General features: G+C 43.3%; 17 protein-coding genes. 2 read left to right on the top strand and 15 right to left on the bottom strand.

Annotated elements, in window-relative coordinates:
• Nucleotides 1-40: 40 nt before the first annotated feature.
• From ilvA to WMO43_RS01010, 10 genes are all read right to left on the bottom strand, one after another.
• Nucleotides 41-1252, bottom strand: coding sequence for a threonine ammonia-lyase (gene ilvA / locus WMO43_RS01055; RefSeq protein WP_353529428.1), 1212 nt, complete (start codon nucleotides 1250-1252; stop codon nucleotides 41-43).
• 3 nt (nucleotides 1253-1255) lie between these two features.
• Complete coding sequence (ftsY, locus tag WMO43_RS01050; protein WP_353529583.1) at nucleotides 1256-2158, bottom strand: signal recognition particle-docking protein FtsY; 903 nt, start codon at nucleotides 2156-2158, stop codon at nucleotides 1256-1258.
• 277 nt (nucleotides 2159-2435) lie between these two features.
• A complete protein-coding gene (gene smc, locus WMO43_RS01045; RefSeq protein ID WP_353529426.1) occupies nucleotides 2436-5993 on the bottom strand; it encodes a chromosome segregation protein SMC in 3558 nt (1185 codons plus the stop codon).
• 16 nt (nucleotides 5994-6009) lie between these two features.
• Nucleotides 6010-6690 carry a ribonuclease III gene (gene rnc / locus WMO43_RS01040; RefSeq protein WP_434784158.1) on the bottom strand — a complete coding sequence of 227 codons (681 nt, stop codon included), beginning with the start codon at nucleotides 6688-6690 and terminating at the stop codon, nucleotides 6010-6012.
• A 101-nt stretch (nucleotides 6691-6791) separates the two neighbouring features.
• The gene (gene acpP / locus WMO43_RS01035) at nucleotides 6792-7022 is read right to left on the bottom strand and encodes an acyl carrier protein (RefSeq protein ID WP_177963279.1); all 231 of its coding nucleotides are present in this window, start codon (nucleotides 7020-7022) and stop codon (nucleotides 6792-6794) included.
• A gap of 13 nt (nucleotides 7023-7035) precedes the next feature.
• Complete coding sequence (plsX, locus tag WMO43_RS01030; protein WP_177963278.1) at nucleotides 7036-8058, bottom strand: phosphate acyltransferase PlsX; 1023 nt, start codon at nucleotides 8056-8058, stop codon at nucleotides 7036-7038.
• Between the two features lie 95 nt (nucleotides 8059-8153).
• Entirely contained in the window at nucleotides 8154-8789 is a 636-nt protein-coding gene (locus WMO43_RS01025; protein WP_353529424.1) for a YesL family protein, read from the bottom strand.
• A 65-nt stretch (nucleotides 8790-8854) separates the two neighbouring features.
• Nucleotides 8855-9034, bottom strand: a complete 180-nt coding sequence (rpmF, locus tag WMO43_RS01020) for a 50S ribosomal protein L32 (RefSeq protein ID WP_177963276.1) — start codon at nucleotides 9032-9034, stop codon at nucleotides 8855-8857.
• A 4-nt stretch (nucleotides 9035-9038) separates the two neighbouring features.
• A complete protein-coding gene (locus tag WMO43_RS01015; RefSeq protein ID WP_177963275.1) occupies nucleotides 9039-9566 on the bottom strand; it encodes a YceD family protein in 528 nt (175 codons plus the stop codon).
• An 88-nt stretch (nucleotides 9567-9654) separates the two neighbouring features.
• Nucleotides 9655-10848 carry an acetate kinase gene (locus WMO43_RS01010; protein WP_353529423.1) on the bottom strand — a complete coding sequence of 398 codons (1194 nt, stop codon included), beginning with the start codon at nucleotides 10846-10848 and terminating at the stop codon, nucleotides 9655-9657.
• 176 nt (nucleotides 10849-11024) lie between these two features.
• Here WMO43_RS01010 and WMO43_RS01005 point away from each other — a divergent pair, with 176 nt between their 5' ends.
• Complete coding sequence (locus tag WMO43_RS01005) at nucleotides 11025-12305, top strand: nucleotidyltransferase (RefSeq protein ID WP_353529422.1); 1281 nt, start codon at nucleotides 11025-11027, stop codon at nucleotides 12303-12305.
• On the opposite strand, the gene mnmA is transcribed toward WMO43_RS01005, so the two are convergent.
• From mnmA to nifS, 3 genes are read right to left on the bottom strand one after another with little or no spacing between them, the layout of a single operon-like run.
• Entirely contained in the window at nucleotides 12306-13391 is a 1086-nt protein-coding gene (mnmA, locus tag WMO43_RS01000; protein ID WP_353529421.1) for a tRNA 2-thiouridine(34) synthase MnmA, read from the bottom strand. It abuts the gene before it with no gap.
• A 13-nt stretch (nucleotides 13392-13404) separates the two neighbouring features.
• Nucleotides 13405-13842 (bottom strand): Fe-S cluster assembly scaffold protein NifU, encoded by a 438-nt coding sequence (gene nifU / locus WMO43_RS00995; RefSeq protein ID WP_353529420.1) that lies wholly within the window; start codon nucleotides 13840-13842, stop codon nucleotides 13405-13407.
• Nucleotides 13843-13856: 14 nt separating this feature from the next.
• Nucleotides 13857-15038, bottom strand: coding sequence for a cysteine desulfurase NifS (nifS, locus tag WMO43_RS00990; RefSeq protein ID WP_291541495.1), 1182 nt, complete (start codon nucleotides 15036-15038; stop codon nucleotides 13857-13859).
• Nucleotides 15039-15153: 115 nt separating this feature from the next.
• On the opposite strand from nifS, the gene WMO43_RS00985 reads away from it, so the two are divergent.
• A complete protein-coding gene (locus WMO43_RS00985; protein ID WP_353529419.1) occupies nucleotides 15154-16473 on the top strand; it encodes an oligosaccharide flippase family protein in 1320 nt (439 codons plus the stop codon).
• A 118-nt stretch (nucleotides 16474-16591) separates the two neighbouring features.
• Here the strand turns inward: WMO43_RS00985 and srtB are convergent, their stop codons facing one another.
• Together srtB and WMO43_RS00975 are read right to left on the bottom strand one after the other, a co-directional pair.
• Nucleotides 16592-17392 carry a class B sortase gene (srtB, locus tag WMO43_RS00980; RefSeq protein WP_353529417.1) on the bottom strand — a complete coding sequence of 267 codons (801 nt, stop codon included), beginning with the start codon at nucleotides 17390-17392 and terminating at the stop codon, nucleotides 16592-16594.
• Nucleotides 17389-17553 carry a hypothetical protein gene (locus tag WMO43_RS00975; protein ID WP_353529416.1) on the bottom strand — a complete coding sequence of 55 codons (165 nt, stop codon included), beginning with the start codon at nucleotides 17551-17553 and terminating at the stop codon, nucleotides 17389-17391. Before WMO43_RS00975 ends, srtB begins: the two co-directional genes overlap by 4 nt.
• Nucleotides 17554-17604: the final 51 nt, after the last annotated feature.

Here is a 17604-nt window from a genome sequence, read left to right as displayed (position 1 = left end):
ATCCCATTTCTGCTGCTTCCTATTCTCACTTCATATTTATTTAAAGATTTGTCCTTACCAGCTTTGGCTTATATCCGTTCTTTTCTAATGCCTTCATGATCTGTTTCTTATGTTCTGTTCCAAATGCCTCTAACGTGATCCGAAGCTCTACGGCTGCACTTCTATTAATAGAAACAAACTGGTTATGCTCTAATTTAATAACATTGCCCTGCTCTTTTGCAATGGTATCTGCCACCCTTGACAGTTCGCCCGGTTTATCCGGCAACAGCACCGATACCGTAAAGATACGATCACGGAAGATCAGTCCCTGCTGAACCACGGAGGACATGGTGATCACATCCATGTTACCGCCACTCAGGATCGAAACCACTCGTTTTTCTTTCACATTCAGATGCTTTAAGGCTGCTACGGTCAGCAGACCGGAATTTTCAATTACCATCTTGTGATTTTCCACCATATCTAAAAATGCAACCACTAGTTCATCATCATCTACGGTAATGATATCATCTAAATTTTTCTGGATATATGGGAAAATCTTTTCTCCCGGTGTCTTTACGGCTGTACCATCCGCAATGGTATTCACATTCGGAAGTGTAGTTACTTTTCCTGCTTTTAAGGATGCCTGCATACAGCTTGCACCTGCCGGCTCTACGCCGATAACCTTGATCTTAGGATTCAAAAGTTTTGCAAGTGTGGAAACGCCGGTAGCCAGTCCGCCTCCGCCGATCGGAACTAAGATATATTCTACTAACGGAAGTTCCTTAAAAATCTCCATGGCAATGCTGCCCTGACCGGTAGCGACTGCTAAATCATCAAACGGATGGATAAAGGTATATCCTTTTTCTTCCGCCAATTCATATGCCTTTGCACAGGCTTCGTCATAAACATCTCCATATAATACCACTTCCGCTCCATAGCTCTTAGTACGGTTTACTTTGATCAGCGGTGTGGTAGTCGGCATGACGATCGTAGCTTTGACCCCGTAGCATTTTGCTGCATAGGCAACTCCCTGCGCATGGTTTCCTGCCGATGCCGTGATCAGTCCTTTTTCCCTCTCCTCATCGGACAGGGTACTGATCTTATAATATGCTCCTCTGACCTTATATGCCCCGGTAAACTGCATATTCTCCGGTTTCAGATAGACCTTGTTTCCTGTCTGTTCACTTAAAAAATCACTGTAGATTAATTTTGTCTCTAAGGTAACCTCTTTGACTTTCTCACTTGCCTCTTCAAATTTCTCCAATGTCAGCATGTCTTACTCCTCTCTTGTGGAAAATAATGCATCCACAAACTGCTCTGAATCAAATTTTTGTAAATCATCAATCGTCTCACCAACTCCGATATACTTCACCGGTATACCAAGTTCTGACTGGATCGCTACGGCAATTCCACCTTTTGCGGTTCCATCCATCTTCGTTAAAATGATTCCGGTAATATCCGCAACTTCCATAAACTGCTTTGCCTGTGCCAGTGCATTCTGACCAGTAGTTCCATCCAGGACCACTAAAGTTTCACGGAATGCATCCGGGTATTCTTTATCAATAATACGGTTGATTTTCTTTAATTCTTCCATCAGGTTCTTCTTATTGTGAAGTCGTCCTGCGGTATCACAAAGAAGGACATCTGCCTTTCTCGCTTTGGCTGCCGCTACTGCATCATATACGACCGCTGCCGGATCTGCTCCCTCCTGGCCGCCGATCATATCAACGCCTGCACGGTGCGCCCATTCTTCTAACTGTGCTCCTGCTGCTGCACGGAATGTATCGGCTGCTGCAAGCACCACTTTTCTTCCCTGTGCCTTGAGCTTGCCTGCCAGTTTTCCGACAGAAGTTGTCTTTCCGACACCATTGACTCCGACTACCAGTACGACGGATTTCTCATGTTCAAAGCGGTATGCAGTCTCTCCGACCTCCATCTGCTCCTTAATGCTCTGGATCAGTAACTCCTTACATTCTTCCGGCTGCTTAATATGATTTTCCTTTACCTTTTGCTGCAAATTCTCCAGAATCTCCTGTGTCGCGCGTACACCGATATCTCCCATGATCAGGATTTCTTCGATTTCTTCATAAAAATCATCATCTATGGAAGAAAAGCCACTGAAAATGGAATCAATTCCTGACACAAAGCTGTCTCTGGTCTTTGTAAGTCCAGCCACCAGACGGCTGAAAAATCCCTGTTTCTTTTCTGTTTCGGAATTTTCCTCGGATTCATTTTCGCTGGACTCTGTTTCAGAATTTTGTTCGGATGTATCTTCTGTAGGCTCTGTTTCAGAGCTTTCTTCGGATGTATCTTCCATAGGCTCTGCTTCAAAGCTTTCTTTCGCTTCTTCTTCGATAGATTCTGCCTCTTCCGTCACTTCTTCTGCGACTGCTTCCGGTGTCTGCTCTTCTTTTTCCTTTGACATTTTAAAGCCCCACTTCATACTCTTTCCTCCTTTAATCAAGTTCTTTTTCTATCAGATTGACGGATACCAGCGTGGAGACTCCCTTTTCCTGCATGGTAATACCATAGAGTCTGTCTGCTGCTGCCATCGTTCCCCGTCGATGCGTAATGATGATAAACTGTGTGTTTTTCGTCAGTTTATGTAAATACTTTGCAAAACGTGCCACGTTATTATCATCCAATGCCGCCTCAATCTCGTCTAAGAGACAAAATGGGGATGGTTTCAGGTTCTGAATTGCGAATAACAGTGCAATTGCCGTTAAGGATTTCTCTCCTCCGGAAAGCTGCATCATATTCTGCAGTTTTTTGCCCGGCGGCTGTGCAATGATACGGATGCCACTCTCTAAAAGTTCTTCTTCCTCCACTAATTCAAGTGTTCCCTTTCCACCACCAAAGAGTTCTTTAAATGCCTTGTCAAACTCTCTTTGGATATCTGCAAACTTCTCTGCAAACTGCCGTTTCATGCCGGTATCTAAATCCTCAATGATCCCTAATAAAGTCTGCTCTGCTTCGATCAGATCATCATGCTGTCCTTTTAAAAATCCGTAACGCTCGGATATCTCTTTATATTCCTCAATAGCATTGACATTGACATCCCCTAATTTTCGGATATCCTCTTTGATCTGTGTGATGGATTTCTTCATCTCGGTCAGATTGTCGTATTCCTCATTTCGCAGCGCCTTGGCATTGTTAAAGGTCAGTTCGTATTCTTCCCACATATAATTCTGTTGGGATTCTAACGCCTCTTCTAATTTTTCCCTCTGCTGGTTCAAACGGAAGATTTCTTTGTCTAACTCATTCATCTGACGGCTGACTTCCTCGCGTTTTTCAAAGAAGCCCTTGTACTCCGTGTTCATCTCTTCCTTTTGCTGCTGGGATTCCTTTAATTCCTTCACTAATGATGCATAGGTATCATCAGAAGCTAAGATCGTCTTTTCAATCTCTTCAATGTCTGCCTGTTTTTTCTTCGCATCCTCTTCGGAAAGTTCTGCATCTGCTTTTACTTTTTCGATCTCTTCGGCAAACCGCTCCGCCTCTCTTTGGATACGTTCTAAATTCTCGATCGCAAACTCTGTTTTCTGTCGGATATTCGCTTCTTCTAACTGTATCTCCGAAACATTTTTTGCCGCACCCTCTTCTACATAGATCTGCTCATCTAAGATTTCCCGGAAGGCCGCATTTGCCTGCTCGATCTCTTTTTCACGAGTGGCTGCCTGCTCGATCTGCTGTGCGATCTGTTCCTTCTTTTCATGGATCTCTGCTATCTGCTGCTCGATCTGGACACTCTCTGCCTGCAATCCGGAAAATACGCTCTCACTCTCTTCCTTTTGTTCCTTGGCACGACTGACATTCATCTGTGCCGTATTCTTTAAGATCAATGCTTTTTGCAGGTCTCCACGAAGTTGTTCTAAATCCTCGGTCAGTAAATCTTTTGCGGTACGGATATCCAGATTGCGCTGTTTTAATTCTTCAATTTCTTTTTTCTGCGTGGCAATATTTTTTTCGAGTTCTTCTATTTCTCTTTTTCTTCCAAGCAGATTACTGCTGTTTTTAAACGCACCACCGCTCATCGAGCCGCCCGGACTTAAATATTCCCCTTCTAAAGTTACCATATGAAGGGAATAGTGGTATTTTTTTGCGATCACAACTGCATGGTCGATCGTATCAATGACAAGCACTCTTCCTAACAGATAAGCCATGATCCCGTCATATTTCTTATCATTTGATACCAAATGGTCGGCATAGCCGATAACACCTTTTTCCTGCTCTGCCTCATGATTTCTGCGCGGTTCTTTTTTTCCCACACTGGTCAACGGTAAAAACGTCGCACGGCCATAGCGGTTTTCCTTTAAATACCGGATCATCTGCTTTGCGGTCTCTTCATCTTCCGTGACAATGTTTTGCACATTACTGCTTAGGGCTGTCTCGATCGCCGTTTCATACTGCTTTTTCACCTGGATCAGGTCTGCTACCACCCCATGGATGCCGGACTCCGTCTCCTTTTTTTCCATGATACGACGGATGCTGTTGCCATAACCCTCATAGCGTTCTGCGATATTTTTCAGCGACTCTAAACGTGACTGCATTTTGTTATAATGAATGTTCGCCTGTTCTAACTTCTTAACATTCTCCTGTGTCTTTTGCCGCCACTCTTCCTTCTGCGCCTGCATCTTCGCTTCGTTTTCTTTGCCTTTTATGATCTTAGCCTCTATATCGGCAAGTTCCTGTTCGCTCTTTTGCAGGGCTTCCACTAAACCGCTTTCCTCGGTCTTACGCTGTAAAAGTCTTTGATTCAACTGGGATTTTCGGATCTGGATCTGTTCTAGCATCGTATCGTAACGCTGCTGTCCTGCCTTTACGGATGCTTTCCGGTTTAACAGCTCAATGATCTCATTTTTCCCCTCTTCAATGCCTTCCTTACAACGAGTAATCTCTGCCTGAATCGACTGTAATTTTTCCTGTGCCTGTTCCCTGGTCTTTTCAATCGCTGCAAGCTGCGTCTCATATTCCTGACGCTGTGCATCATAAGTGCTCCCCTGTTGCCTGCGTTCTTCCTGCTGTGCCTCAATGGAAGCGATCCGTTCCCCTAAATGCTCTTTGGTAAGCTGTGCCGTATGGATCTGTTCTTTTAAGACATTGATCTGACCTTCTAATTTTCCTTTGGTCACATCTGTGCCTGCAATGGAATCCTTCAGATTGCTGATCTTTTCATCCATCTGCGTCATTGCCTCTTCCATTGCCGCATACTCACTTTTCATCTTCTCATGCTGTTCTTTGGTTTCCGTAAGATGCTCACTTGCAATTTCAAAGTTCTTTCCTGCCTCATCTAAAAGCTGTTCGATCCGCTCTACTTCTAAGAGGAACATATTGACATCGTATTCTTTCAGTTCCTCTTTCTTTTTTAAATATAAATGTGCTTTTTCGGACTGACGCTCTAACGGTGCTAACTGACGCTCTAACTCTGAAAGAATGTCATTGACACGCACAAGATTTTCTCTCTCATGCTCTAATTTTTTCTGAGCCGTCACTTTTCTGCGTTTGTATTTTACAATACCTGCCGCTTCATCAAAAAGCTCCCGTCGTTCCTCCGGTTTTCCACTTAAAATACGGTCAATCTGTCCCTGACCGATAATGGAATAACCCTCTTTTCCGATTCCCGTATCATAAAAGAGTTCATTGACATCTTTTAACCGGCACGGACTTCCGTTCATCAGGTATTCGCTCTCACCGGAACGATAGACTCTTCTTGCAATGGTCACTTCCTCATAGTCCACCGGCAGCTTATGATCTGAATTATCCAATGTAATTGCAACATAAGCATAACTCAACGGTTTCCGATTCTCCGTTCCCGCAAAAATGACATCTTGCATACTCGCACCACGAAGCTGCTTTGCACTCTGTTCCCCAAGTACCCAGCGCACTGCATCTGCAACATTACTTTTTCCGCTTCCGTTTGGTCCTACGATCCCTGTGATCCCGTTGTGAAAATCAAATACGATTTTATTCGCAAAAGCCTTAAAACCGTGTACTTCGATACTTTTTAAATACATCCTGTTCCCTCACTGCTTACGATTGTTCTTCACGCAGTTTCAGTATTCCGCGGTACGCGGCTTCCTGCTCTGCTCCCTTTTTGGTCCTGCCTTCGCCCTGTCCGATGACCCGGTCGCCGACATATGCCTCTGCCACAAAGTGTTTGTTGTGGTCCGGTCCTTCCTCTTTTACCAGACGATATCCCAGTTCTTCCTTATGGGATGCCTGTACAATCTCCTGCAGGATAGTTTTGCTATCATAAAAGAGCTGTTTGTGCTCGATATCCGTTAAGATAAAACGTAAAATAAACTCTTTTGCACTAGCAAAACCACCATCTAAATAAATGGCACCTATCACAGCCTCGAGCGCATCGGAAAGAATGGATTTACGACTTCTTCCGCCTGTCATATCCTCTCCTTTTCCCAAATAGAGATACTTTCCAAGATCCATTTCCTTGGTGCAGAGTGCCAGTGTCGGTTCACAGACAATGCTTGCACGCAATTTTGTCAGATCTCCTTCCGGCTTGTCCTGATATGTGTTAAATAAATACTCACTGGAGATGATCTCAAGGACTGCATCACCTAAAAACTCCAGTCTCTCATTATCGGAAAGTCTGTGCATATGCTTCTCATTTGCATAAGAACTGTGTGTCAATGCCTGACGCAGCAGATTCTTATTCTGAAACTGATATCCGATCACCTGTTGAAACTCTTCCATTTTTTTCTGATTCTGGTACAAAATTCTTTCTCCTCTTTCCATATATAACGAAAAGCCCTCTGAAAAAGAAAGGGCTTCTCACTACTCATTTCCTTGTTCTGTTATGCTAAAGCATTCTTAATCTGCTCTACGGCATCACCGACTGTCACAATTTTTTCTGCATCTTCGTTGGCGATCTCAATATCAAATTCTTCCTCTAATCCCATGATGATCTGGAATACATCTAAGGAATCTGCTCCTAAGTCATCGGTAAATGTTGTTTCCATTGTAATCTCATTTTCATCAACGTTTAATACTTCTGCGATAATCGCTTTAATTTTTTCAAATTCCATATCGATTTCCTCCTTATTCCTGTTCTTCCTGTTTTTGTACAATATAAGTTTTTATTTTCTGATTGATGTCCTGTTCCTGGAATACGGCACACTGCAAAATGGTATTTTTAATCTCTGCCGCCTTAGAGCTTCCATGTGTCTTAACGACCAGACCGTTTAAGCCTAACAGCGGTGCTCCACCGTACTGTGCGGTATCAAACTGTTTCAGCGTGCTCTTCAACGCCGGCTTTACCATCAATGCTCCGATCTTGCTCTTTAACGATGACATCATGCCCTGCTTTACGGCACTCATTAATGTCGATGCCACGCCTTCATAGAGTTTTAAGATCACATTTCCGGTAAATGCTTCACACACAATGACATCTGCATATCCGTGCGGAATCTCTCTCGCCTCAATGCTTCCAACAAAGTTAATATCTTCACATTCTTTTAACAGTGGAAATGTCTCTTTTACCAGTGCATTTCCTTTTTCTTCCTCTGCTCCGATGTTGACGATCGCAACTCTCGGCTTTTTGATGCCCATGACATGTTCCATATAAATAGAACCCATCTTTGCAAACTGTACTAAATGGCTCGGTCTCGCATCCACATTCGCACCACAATCGACTAAAAGGGATACTCCCTGTTCCGTTGGGATCAGCGGTGCCAACGGTGGTCTTTCAATTCCTTTAATCCTGCCTACGATAACCTGTCCACCTACAAGAATGGCTCCTGAACTTCCTGCTGACACAAAAGCATCTGCCTCACCGTTCTTTACCATATTCATTCCTACCACAATGGAGGAATCCTTTTTCTTGCGGATCGCCATGACTGGCGGCTCTGCGGTCTCTATCACTTCGGATGCATGGACAATCTCCATTCTTTCCTTAGGATAGGTATATTTTTCCAGTTCCTCGGATATGACATCTTCCTGTCCGACCAAAAGAACATGGATGTTATTTTTTTCGTTTACTGCTTCCACTGCACCCTTGATCATCTCTTCCGGTGCATGGTCTCCTCCCATTGCATCCAGTACAACCCGTACCTCTTCCTGCATAGGAATACCTCCTTATTCGCATGTCTATAAGAAAATATACTATATCTGTTTCTATAAATCAACCACAAAAAACGGTTGTTTCTAAAAATTGCCTTTTACGAAAAATCTTCTTTCCCGTCTTCCCTGTCCTCTTCCTTGATATAATTCACAAAGACACTCTCTAAGATTACCTCTGCAAACCATGCACACAACACCGGAATGATCAAAAACAGCGGCGGTATCAGCCATACCAAAAAGGCACCTACTCCTAACACGGCTAAAAGTGCAAGGCTCTTTGGAATGTGGATGACCGTCATGATCGCACTGTTTCTTAACACTTCCTTTGTACTATTCTGAAATCTTGCAATGTATGCAAAGGTATATACCATCCACAAAATTTCCGCCATCAGCAGTACCGCAAAAAATACATAGGCACTTCCGTATGGACTTCCGGCACGAAAGATTCCATACATCACATAGATGTCAAATCCAAGCAAAGCACCGATCCCGGCAAAGATAAGCCAGCAGATGGTTGCCTGTTTAAAATTCTCTTTCCATGCCCGCTTATATTCTTTCCAAAGATAACTCCTGTCACAGCGGAGTACTTTGTGCGTGGTATAATAAAGTGCTGTCGTTGCCGCTCCGATCGTAATGATTGGCAGACAACTGAGCAGATACAGCAGACAGAGCAACAGACTGTCTGTGATTTTTCCTAATATAGAAAGCAGCGTATTATCATGTTCTGTGTTCACAGCTTTCCCTCCTGAAAAAATAGAAAAAAGGAGTGTTCTTTCAAACACTCCTCAACCATGACAGATTAATCCTGTGCAACGATTTCTCTCTTGTTATATGAGCCACAGCTTTTGCAAACTCTGTGAGGCATCATTAACTCTCCGCATTTACTGCATTTTACTAAAGTCGGAGCAGTCATTTTCCAGTTTGCTCTTCTTTTATCTCTTCTACCCTTAGAGGATTTGTTCTTTGGACAAATTGACATTTGGTTACACCTCCTTAAAATTCTTAAATACATCTTGGATAACTGCCATTCTTGGATCTGGTTCTGTCTTTTCACAGTCACAGGTACCATGATTCAGATTCTTGCCGCACTTCTTACAAATGCCTGCACAATCCTCTTTACATAATACTTTCATGGGCCAGTTAACCAAAACTTCATCATAAATGATTCTATCTAAATCAAGATGAAATCCAAGCATGTAGTCCTTCGCTTCCAGCTTTTCCTCATCCACATCCGGAGTCTCCTCTAATGGGATCTCCTTATTGATGTCTATATGGAATGTTGTCGGAACTTCCTCCAGACAACGGTCACAAGGAATCTCAATGGTCAGCTCTGTCGTACCCTGAACAAACAGCCGCTTATTCTCTTCGTTCCTGATATGGAGTGCCACATCTTCCTTTTTTGTAATAGGAAATTTACCCAGCTTCGAGTCGAATGTGACGAGGTCCACGGGAACTCTTTTTTCTACTTCCCTGTTTTCCAAAGCTTTGATATCTGTCAAATCAACTTTCATCTTCTTCTCCTATTCACACCTAAACAATTATACATATCCACCGGATATTTGTCAACAGATTTTGCCTTATTTCAGCTATATTTTTGAGCTATTTCTGAACCAGTGCCGCTGTCTCTCTTGCAATGGCAAGTTCTTCGTTTGTCGGCACCATCAGAACCTTGACTTTAGAGCTTTCTGTAGAGATCACTAAATCCTCTCCACGTCTCTTATTTGCTTCTTCATCTAACTCTACGCCAAGGTATCCTAAATAATCGCAGATCTTCTTACGGGTCTCACCGGAATTCTCTCCTAAGCCTGCGGTAAAGCAGATTGCATCCACTCCGTTCATAGCGGCTGCATAGGCACCGATATATTTTACCACGCGGTAGCAGAATACATCCTGTGCGAGTGCTGCTCTTTCATCGCCTGCTTCTGCTGCTGCCTCAATGTCACGGAAATCACTGGATACACCGGAGATACCATAAACACCGGATTTTTTATTTAAAACATCCATGATGTGTTCCATCTCAAAATTCTCTTTTTCTGCAATATACTCAATGACGGATGGATCGATGTCACCACTTCTCGTTCCCATAACAAGTCCCTCTAACGGTGTCAGACCCATGGAAGTATCTACAGATTTTCCATTTTTTACTGCACAGACAGATGCACCGTTTCCTAAATGACAGACGATCGTCTTTAAGGATTCGTATGGCTGTCCTAACATATCTGCAGCATGCTTGGATACATAGCTGTGGCTGGTTCCGTGGAAACCGTATTTACGAACTTTGAACTGTGAGTAGTACTTATAAGGAATACCATACATATACGCCTCAGCAGGCATCGTCTGATGAAATGCCGTATCAAATACTGCTGCCATCGGAACACCCGGCATCAGCTTCTGACAGGCTTCAATACCGATCAGATTTGCCGGATTGTGTAAAGGTGCTAATTCACTGACACGCTCTACTGCTGCGATCACTTCATCCGTGATCAATGTAGATTCTGTGAATGCCTCTCCACCATGAACGATACGATGACCGACAGCTCCGATCTCATCTAAAGATGAAATGGCGCCTGTCTTTGGATTTACCAGTGCCTCTAACACCAGTTTGACAGCTTCTGTATGTGTTGGCATATGCTCTTTTGTAATCTCTTTTTCATTTCCTTCGGACTGATAAACCAGTCTTCCATCAATTCCGATTCTCTCGCACAGACCTTTTGCAAGCACTTCCTCACTTGCAGAATCGATCAGCTGAAATTTTAAAGAACTGCTTCCGCAGTTGATGACCAATATATTCATTTCTTTTCCTCACTTCTTCTTTTTTCCTGATTTTAAACAGTAAAGTATATTTATTATAATCGTTTTCTCTTTTTTATACAAGTCCCCCTGCCGGAGTCTTGCTGATAAAAAACGGGCATGCTATAATTGAGCCATTCTCATCCAAAGCCATCAATAAACAGGGAGTGTACGAAAAAATGAATGTTACAGGTATTATTGCAGAATACAATCCGTTCCACAACGGACATCTTTATCAGTTAGAAAAAGCAAGAAATGATACAAATGCCGACTATCTTATCGTGGTCATGAGCGGGGATTTTGTACAGCGGGGTGCCCCCGCTTTGATCGACAAATATACCAGAGCCAAAATGGCATTAGAAAACGGAGCGGATCTGGTATTAGAACTTCCGGTCCTCTGGTCTACGGCAAGTGCGGAATATTTTGCCGGGGCAGGCATTGCCCTTTTAGACCGCATCGGGGTAACTTCCGCTGTCTGCTTTGGCTGTGAAACGCCGGATCAGGCTGCCCTGCTGTCCTTAGCACGTTTTTTAGCCGAAGAAACTTCCGCATATCGCTCTGCTTTGAATGATGCCTTAAAAAAAGGAATGAGTTATCCTGCCGCAAGAGCCTTTGCCGTACAGACTTCCCTGTCTGCCCCTTTATCCGGTGACCCTTCTGTCTTAGCTTCGGTTACACCCGAATTAGCAGAAACGATCTTAGCTTCGCCGAATAATATCTTAGGACTGGAATACTGCAAAGCTCTTTTTCGCCGGAACAGTCAGATCCGCCCGGTTCCCATTGCCCGTATCGGAAGCGGTTATCACGCCAATAACTTAGATACTTCTTTTGCGTCTGCGACCGGAATCCGTTCTTATCTGAACGGACTGGCCGACCTTTACAGTGACCTTTCTGCCTTAGATGCGTGGATGCCAAAAAGTGCCTTTTTGACCTTATGCGAAGCATTGAACGCACATCCGCTGATGTTTGAAGAGGATTTTGCCGCTATGCTAGGCTATTGTCTGGTTACTCACGACTCATTTACCGACTATGCAGACGGCTCTTTGGAGCTTTCTAACCGGATTCTGCGACAGCGGGAACATTTTTCATCCGTTGTGGATTTTCTGGATGATCTAAAGACCAAAGAAGTAACCTACACCCGTCTGAGCAGGCTTCTTACTCACATTCTTTTAGATATAAAAGAAAAAGATTACGGCTTTTACCGTAATCTTGATTATGTACCATATGGAAAAATACTTGGTTTTCGCGAGGATGCTGCTCCTCTTTTAAAGGAACTGAAACAACATTCCACGATTCCGCTTCTCACCTCTCCTTTGGACAAAAAACAGCAGTTAGATGAAGCAGCCCAAGCTCTTTTGAAAAAAGATGTGCTTGCTTCTGAACTCTATCGTATGGCTGCCGTACAAAAGAGCGGTTTTGCGATTCCAAACGAATATAAACGAAAATTTCTGCGGGTATGATCATCTTTTGATGATCGTACCACCGCCCGCAACATATTCTCCATCATAAAATACTAAAGCCTGTCCCGGAGTCATGGCTCTTTGCGGTTCTTCAAACGTGCATCGGATCAGATCATCGTCAATCTGCTCGATCAGTGCCGGTGCTCCCTGATGTGCATAGCGGATTTTTGCCTTAAAATGCTGTTTTTCCTTTAAATCCGGTACCGACATAAAGTTGATCCGGTCTGCATAGACTTCCCGCACAAAAAGATCTTCATTATCTCCAATGACCACTTCATTCGTTTCAGGACGGATTTCCGTTACAAAAACCGGTTTTCCCATAGAAAGATTTAAGCCCTTTCTCTGTCCAATGGTATAGTGGGTAATTCCCTTATGTTTTCCCAAAACCGTTCCGTCTTCTAAGACAAAGTTTCCTTCTTTTGCAACACTGTCTCCAATCTCGCGTTCAATAAATCCGGCATAATCGCCATCCGGTACAAAACAGATGTCCTGACTGTCCGGTTTGTTTGCCACACGCAGATTGATCTTTTCAGCAATGCTTCGTATCTCGTCTTTCGTATAATCTCCCACCGGCATCAGGGTATGTGACAACTGTTCCTGCGTCAGATTATACAGTGCATAGGTCTGGTCTTTTTTTGCTGTTACGGAATTCTTGATGGCATATCTGCCATTTGCAAGCTGCTCGATTCTGGCATAATGTCCGGTGGCAATGTAATCTGCTCCGATATCGAGACTCCTTTTTAGCAGTGCTTCCCATTTTACATGACGGTTGCAGGCAATACACGGATTCGGTGTTCTTCCTAAACGATATTCGCCGATAAAATAATCCATGACCTGTTCTTTGAATTCCCGCTTAAAATTCATGACATAATAAGGAATTCCAAGTTCTCCTGCTACTCTTCTTGCATCATCCACAGCACTCAGTCCACAGCATCCGCCATTTTCTTCCTGTATCTGTGTACTCTCGTCCTGCCAGATCTGCATCGTAACTCCGATGACATCATAGCCCTGTTCTTTTAAGAGATATGCCGCTACGGATGAATCTACACCGCCCGACATTCCCACTACTACCTTTTTTTTCTCCATAATTTCCTCCGGCTTAGTAGTCCTCCTCCACTTCGCCCTCGGAAATATCGGATTTTGGCTGCTCTAAGCCCTGTATTACTATATTATTCTTTTCTGCGTAATCCCAGAGTGCGGCATGGATCGCCTCCTCTGCTAACAAAGAACAGTGTACCTTGACCGGTGGCAATCCGTCAAGTGCTTCCATCACTGCTTTGTTTGTAACTTCTAACGCTTCCTGTACGGTCTTACCTTTTACAAGCTCTGTTGCCATGCTGCTGGTTGCTACCGCCGCACCGCAGCCAAAGGTTTTGAACTTACAGTCACGGATGACTTCGTCATCATCAATATCTAAAAAAATTCTCATGATGTCCCCGCATTTTGCATTTCCTACGGTTCCAACTCCACTTGCGTTCTCTATCTCTCCTACGTTTCTTGGATGCTGAAAATGATCCATTACCTTTTCGCTGTACATAAAATAAATCCTCCTTATTCTGAAACTGCACTTTTTTTCTTGAAGTCCTCATAGAGCGGTGACATATCACGCAGTTTCTGTACAATTTCTTTGATTGCTTCTATGGTTGTATCCATATCTTCTTTTGTGGTATCTGCACCAAGGGTCAGTCGCAGGGAACCATGTGCGATCTCATGCGGCAGACCGATTGCCAACAATACATGGGAAGGGTCTAAGGAACCTGATGTACAGGCTGATCCGGAAGATGCACAGATCCCCTTCATATCTAACATAATTAACAATGACTCGCCCTCTATGAATTGGAAGCAGAAGCTGACATTATTCGGCAAACGGTCTTTACGCGGTCCGTTTAATCTCGAATACGGTACTTCTTTTAATACCCGTTCGATCAGATAATCACGAAGCTCGCTCTCTTTTTTCGTCCGCTCTTCCATTGTGGCAACTGCAATCTCAACGGCTTTTCCAAGTCCTACGATTCCCGGAACGTTTTCTGTTCCTGCACGGCGTTTCCGCTCCTGTGCTCCACCATGGATAAAGGAACCGATCTTTACACCTTTTCTGATATATAAAAATCCAATGCCTTTTGGTCCGTTTAATTTATGTCCGCTTGCACTCAGCATGTCAATGTGCATTTTTTCCACATTGATCGGTATCTGGCCAAATGCCTGTACGGCATCTGTGTGGAACAAAATCCCATATTCTTTTGCGATGCTTCCAATCTCCTCGATCGGCTCGATCGTTCCGATCTCATTGTTTGCAAACATAACGGAAATCAGGATCGTATCCGGACGGATTGCCTGTTTTAACTCCTCTACATCAACGAGACCTCTCTCATCTACATCTAAATAAGTGATCTCATATCCTTCTCTCTCTAAATATTCACAGGTATGCAGGATGGCATGATGCTCAATCTTACTCGTAATAATATGTTTTCCTTTGTTTTTGTATGCCTCTGCTGTCGCCTTTAATGCCCAGTTATCACTTTCAGAACCACCGGCTGTAAAATAAATTTCCTCCGGCTTTGCATTTAATGCTGCTGCGATCGTCTCTCTGGACTTTGTAATGGCAAGTTTGCTTTTAGAACCTAAATCATATACACTTGATGCATTTCCATAATTCTCTGTGAAATAAGGAAGCATTTCTTTGACAACGTCTTCATGCGTTTTTGTTGTTGCTGCATTATCCAAATAAATCATATTTTTATCTCCTACTATTCCTATATGTTTTATATGTATATTATAATACGTTTTCCGGTTCTGTCAATAGGACATCTTGCATATATTAAGATAAATGTTCTTTCGGGAGGTCAAAATGAATCTTTCCCGTTATATCAGGCACTATATGAAAAATCCTCTGGTTCTTGGCACATTTTTATTAACTGCCTCCGGCGTTTTGAGCAGAATCATAGGCTTCTTCTATAGAATATTCTTATCTCATACGATTGGTGCGGAAGGAATCGGAATTTATCAGCTTATCTTTCCGCTTCTTGCCCTGTGCAGTTCTTTTACTACTGCCGGTATACAGACCGCTATTTCTAAATTCGTTGCCGAAGTCTCCGATGATAAAAACGAGAGCCGCAGACGCTGCTATCTGGCAGCCGGTTTACTGCTATCTCTTAGTCTGTCCTTTTTGTGTGCTTTCTATTTATATACACAGGCTGACTTTTTAGCTTATCATGTGATCCACGAATATCGTACTGCACCGCTGCTTCGGATCCTCGCCTATTCTCTGCCGTTTGGTGCTATCCATTCCTGTATCAGCGGTTATTATTACGGCTTAAAAAAAGCGATGATCCCGTCTGTGTCACAGCTTATCGAACAGATCGTGCGCGTTGCCAGTGTCTATGTCATCTACCGCATCCAGATGCAGGAACAGATTCCCGTGACGCCTGCCATTGCGGTATGGGGAATTGTCTGTGGGGAGATTTCCTCTGCTCTCTTTTCTGCCGCTGCCGTGCACTTTTCCAAGCTACGGCTCTGTGATTTTAAAAATGCCCTGCCAAAGATCGGACGCTTATCCGTACCTTTGACCGGAAACCGTGTTGTCTTAAATCTTTTTACCAGTATTGAGGCTATTTTAATCCCCTTAAAACTCAAAGAGGCGGGACTTAGCACCTCTGCGGCTTTAAGCATGTTCGGTGTCCTGACCGGAATGGCTCTCCCACTGATTTTGTTTCCAACCTCGATCACAAATTCGTTAGCTGTCATGCTGCTTCCTGCTGTCTCGGAAGCCTCTGCACACGGAGAACGCGACCGGATCAAAAAAGCGGTTTCAAAATCTATTACTTATTGTATGCTGTTTGGTTTTGCCTGTACGGCTTTCTTTTTCTTCGGTGGTAATTTTTTAGGAATGTGGCTGTTTCAAAATGAGATGAGCGGCAACTTTATTATGCAGCTTGGTTTTATCTGCCCCTTCCTCTACCTGACTTCTACGCTTGCCGCCATTTTAAACGGACTTGGCAGGACCGTACAAACTTTTTGTTATAATCTAGTAAGTATCTGCATCCGCCTTCTGTTTGCACTGTTTGCCATCCCTGCTTTTGGTATCAAAGGTTATCTGTGGGGGCTGTTGGCAAGCCAGATCATCCTGTCGGTATGTCTGACGTTCTCTTTACGGGAATATCTGAAGTAGAAAATAGTCGTGATACGACTATTTTCTGTTATTTTCCTTACAACAGAAAAACGTATATTATATCCTAGTTACTTACTAGGATATAATATACGTTAGAAACTCTGATTTGTCAATCTGATTATTCTGCGATTTTTCCTATAACAACAAATCTTGCATCTTCATACTCATAGGTACAGGTAGATAGAGTTACCAATTTGTCCTCCCCCGTTACCGATGCTTTTGATGTAAAGTTGGATTTTTGAAGGACATGCTTTACTAACTCATCCCTGCCTTCCTTCGTCGTTGGGATGGTATACACACTGTCCTCTATATCCGTTGTATATCCTGCAAGGATTTCTAATTTCATACGCTGCCCCGGTGTGTAGAGATACATGACAGGATGCTTTTCATAATATTCCTGATCCTGATATTTTACCAAGGAGGCAAACATTGTACCGTTTTTCATGTGATGTCCATAGATCATCGTATTCCAGTCGGAAAAATCGGAATGATTCTGATAATCCATAAATAAGGTACCGGCTTTTGCTTCTGTACCATTCAACAACCGATGGAGATAGTAATCGTTGTCCTCTGCCTGTGCTACTACATAGTTGATCCCACTACCCGGTGCATACAGCCATGCCACTGCATCTTTACTGATCGCATGCAGGGTGTCAAAATCAATTGCATCCGGTATCGGTTCTTCCTTCTCTTCTTTTTCCTTTTTTGTATCTTTCGAATCCGTATTGTCTTTTTCTATAATGATCGCCGATTCCTGCAGATCCTGTGCAAATTTTTCGCTTTTCCTACCTTCTAACAGGTATCCTAAAATGTTCCACAGGGATACCAGCATAACGATGATGAGCACTGCCATCAGCAGGATCATTCCCCACTTGCGCGGATTCTTTTGTTGTAATGGTTCTTTTTGTCTTTCTTTCATCTTAGCCTCTGTTTTATGTAAACTTTATATGGAGTTTTTCCTCCCGCTAACATCTCAGCATATGCCTCGCTCAGCTCCGGGGCTGTGGCTTTGGTCTTTGTTATGAGCGCTCCTGTTTCTTTGATTGTCATTTGGGCGATGTTTAATCTTTCTGTTTGCATGTGTTCTCCTATTTGTTTTTACTATTATTACCTTATAATGCAGTGCAAATT

It is taken from the genome of Maccoyibacter intestinihominis (genome assembly GCF_040096355.1).
In the GTDB taxonomy this organism is placed as follows: domain Bacteria; phylum Bacillota; class Clostridia; order Lachnospirales; family Lachnospiraceae; genus Maccoyibacter; species Maccoyibacter intestinihominis.
The sequence above is the reverse complement of the archived record's forward strand: the minus strand, read 5'-3'. Positions and strand labels throughout refer to the sequence as shown.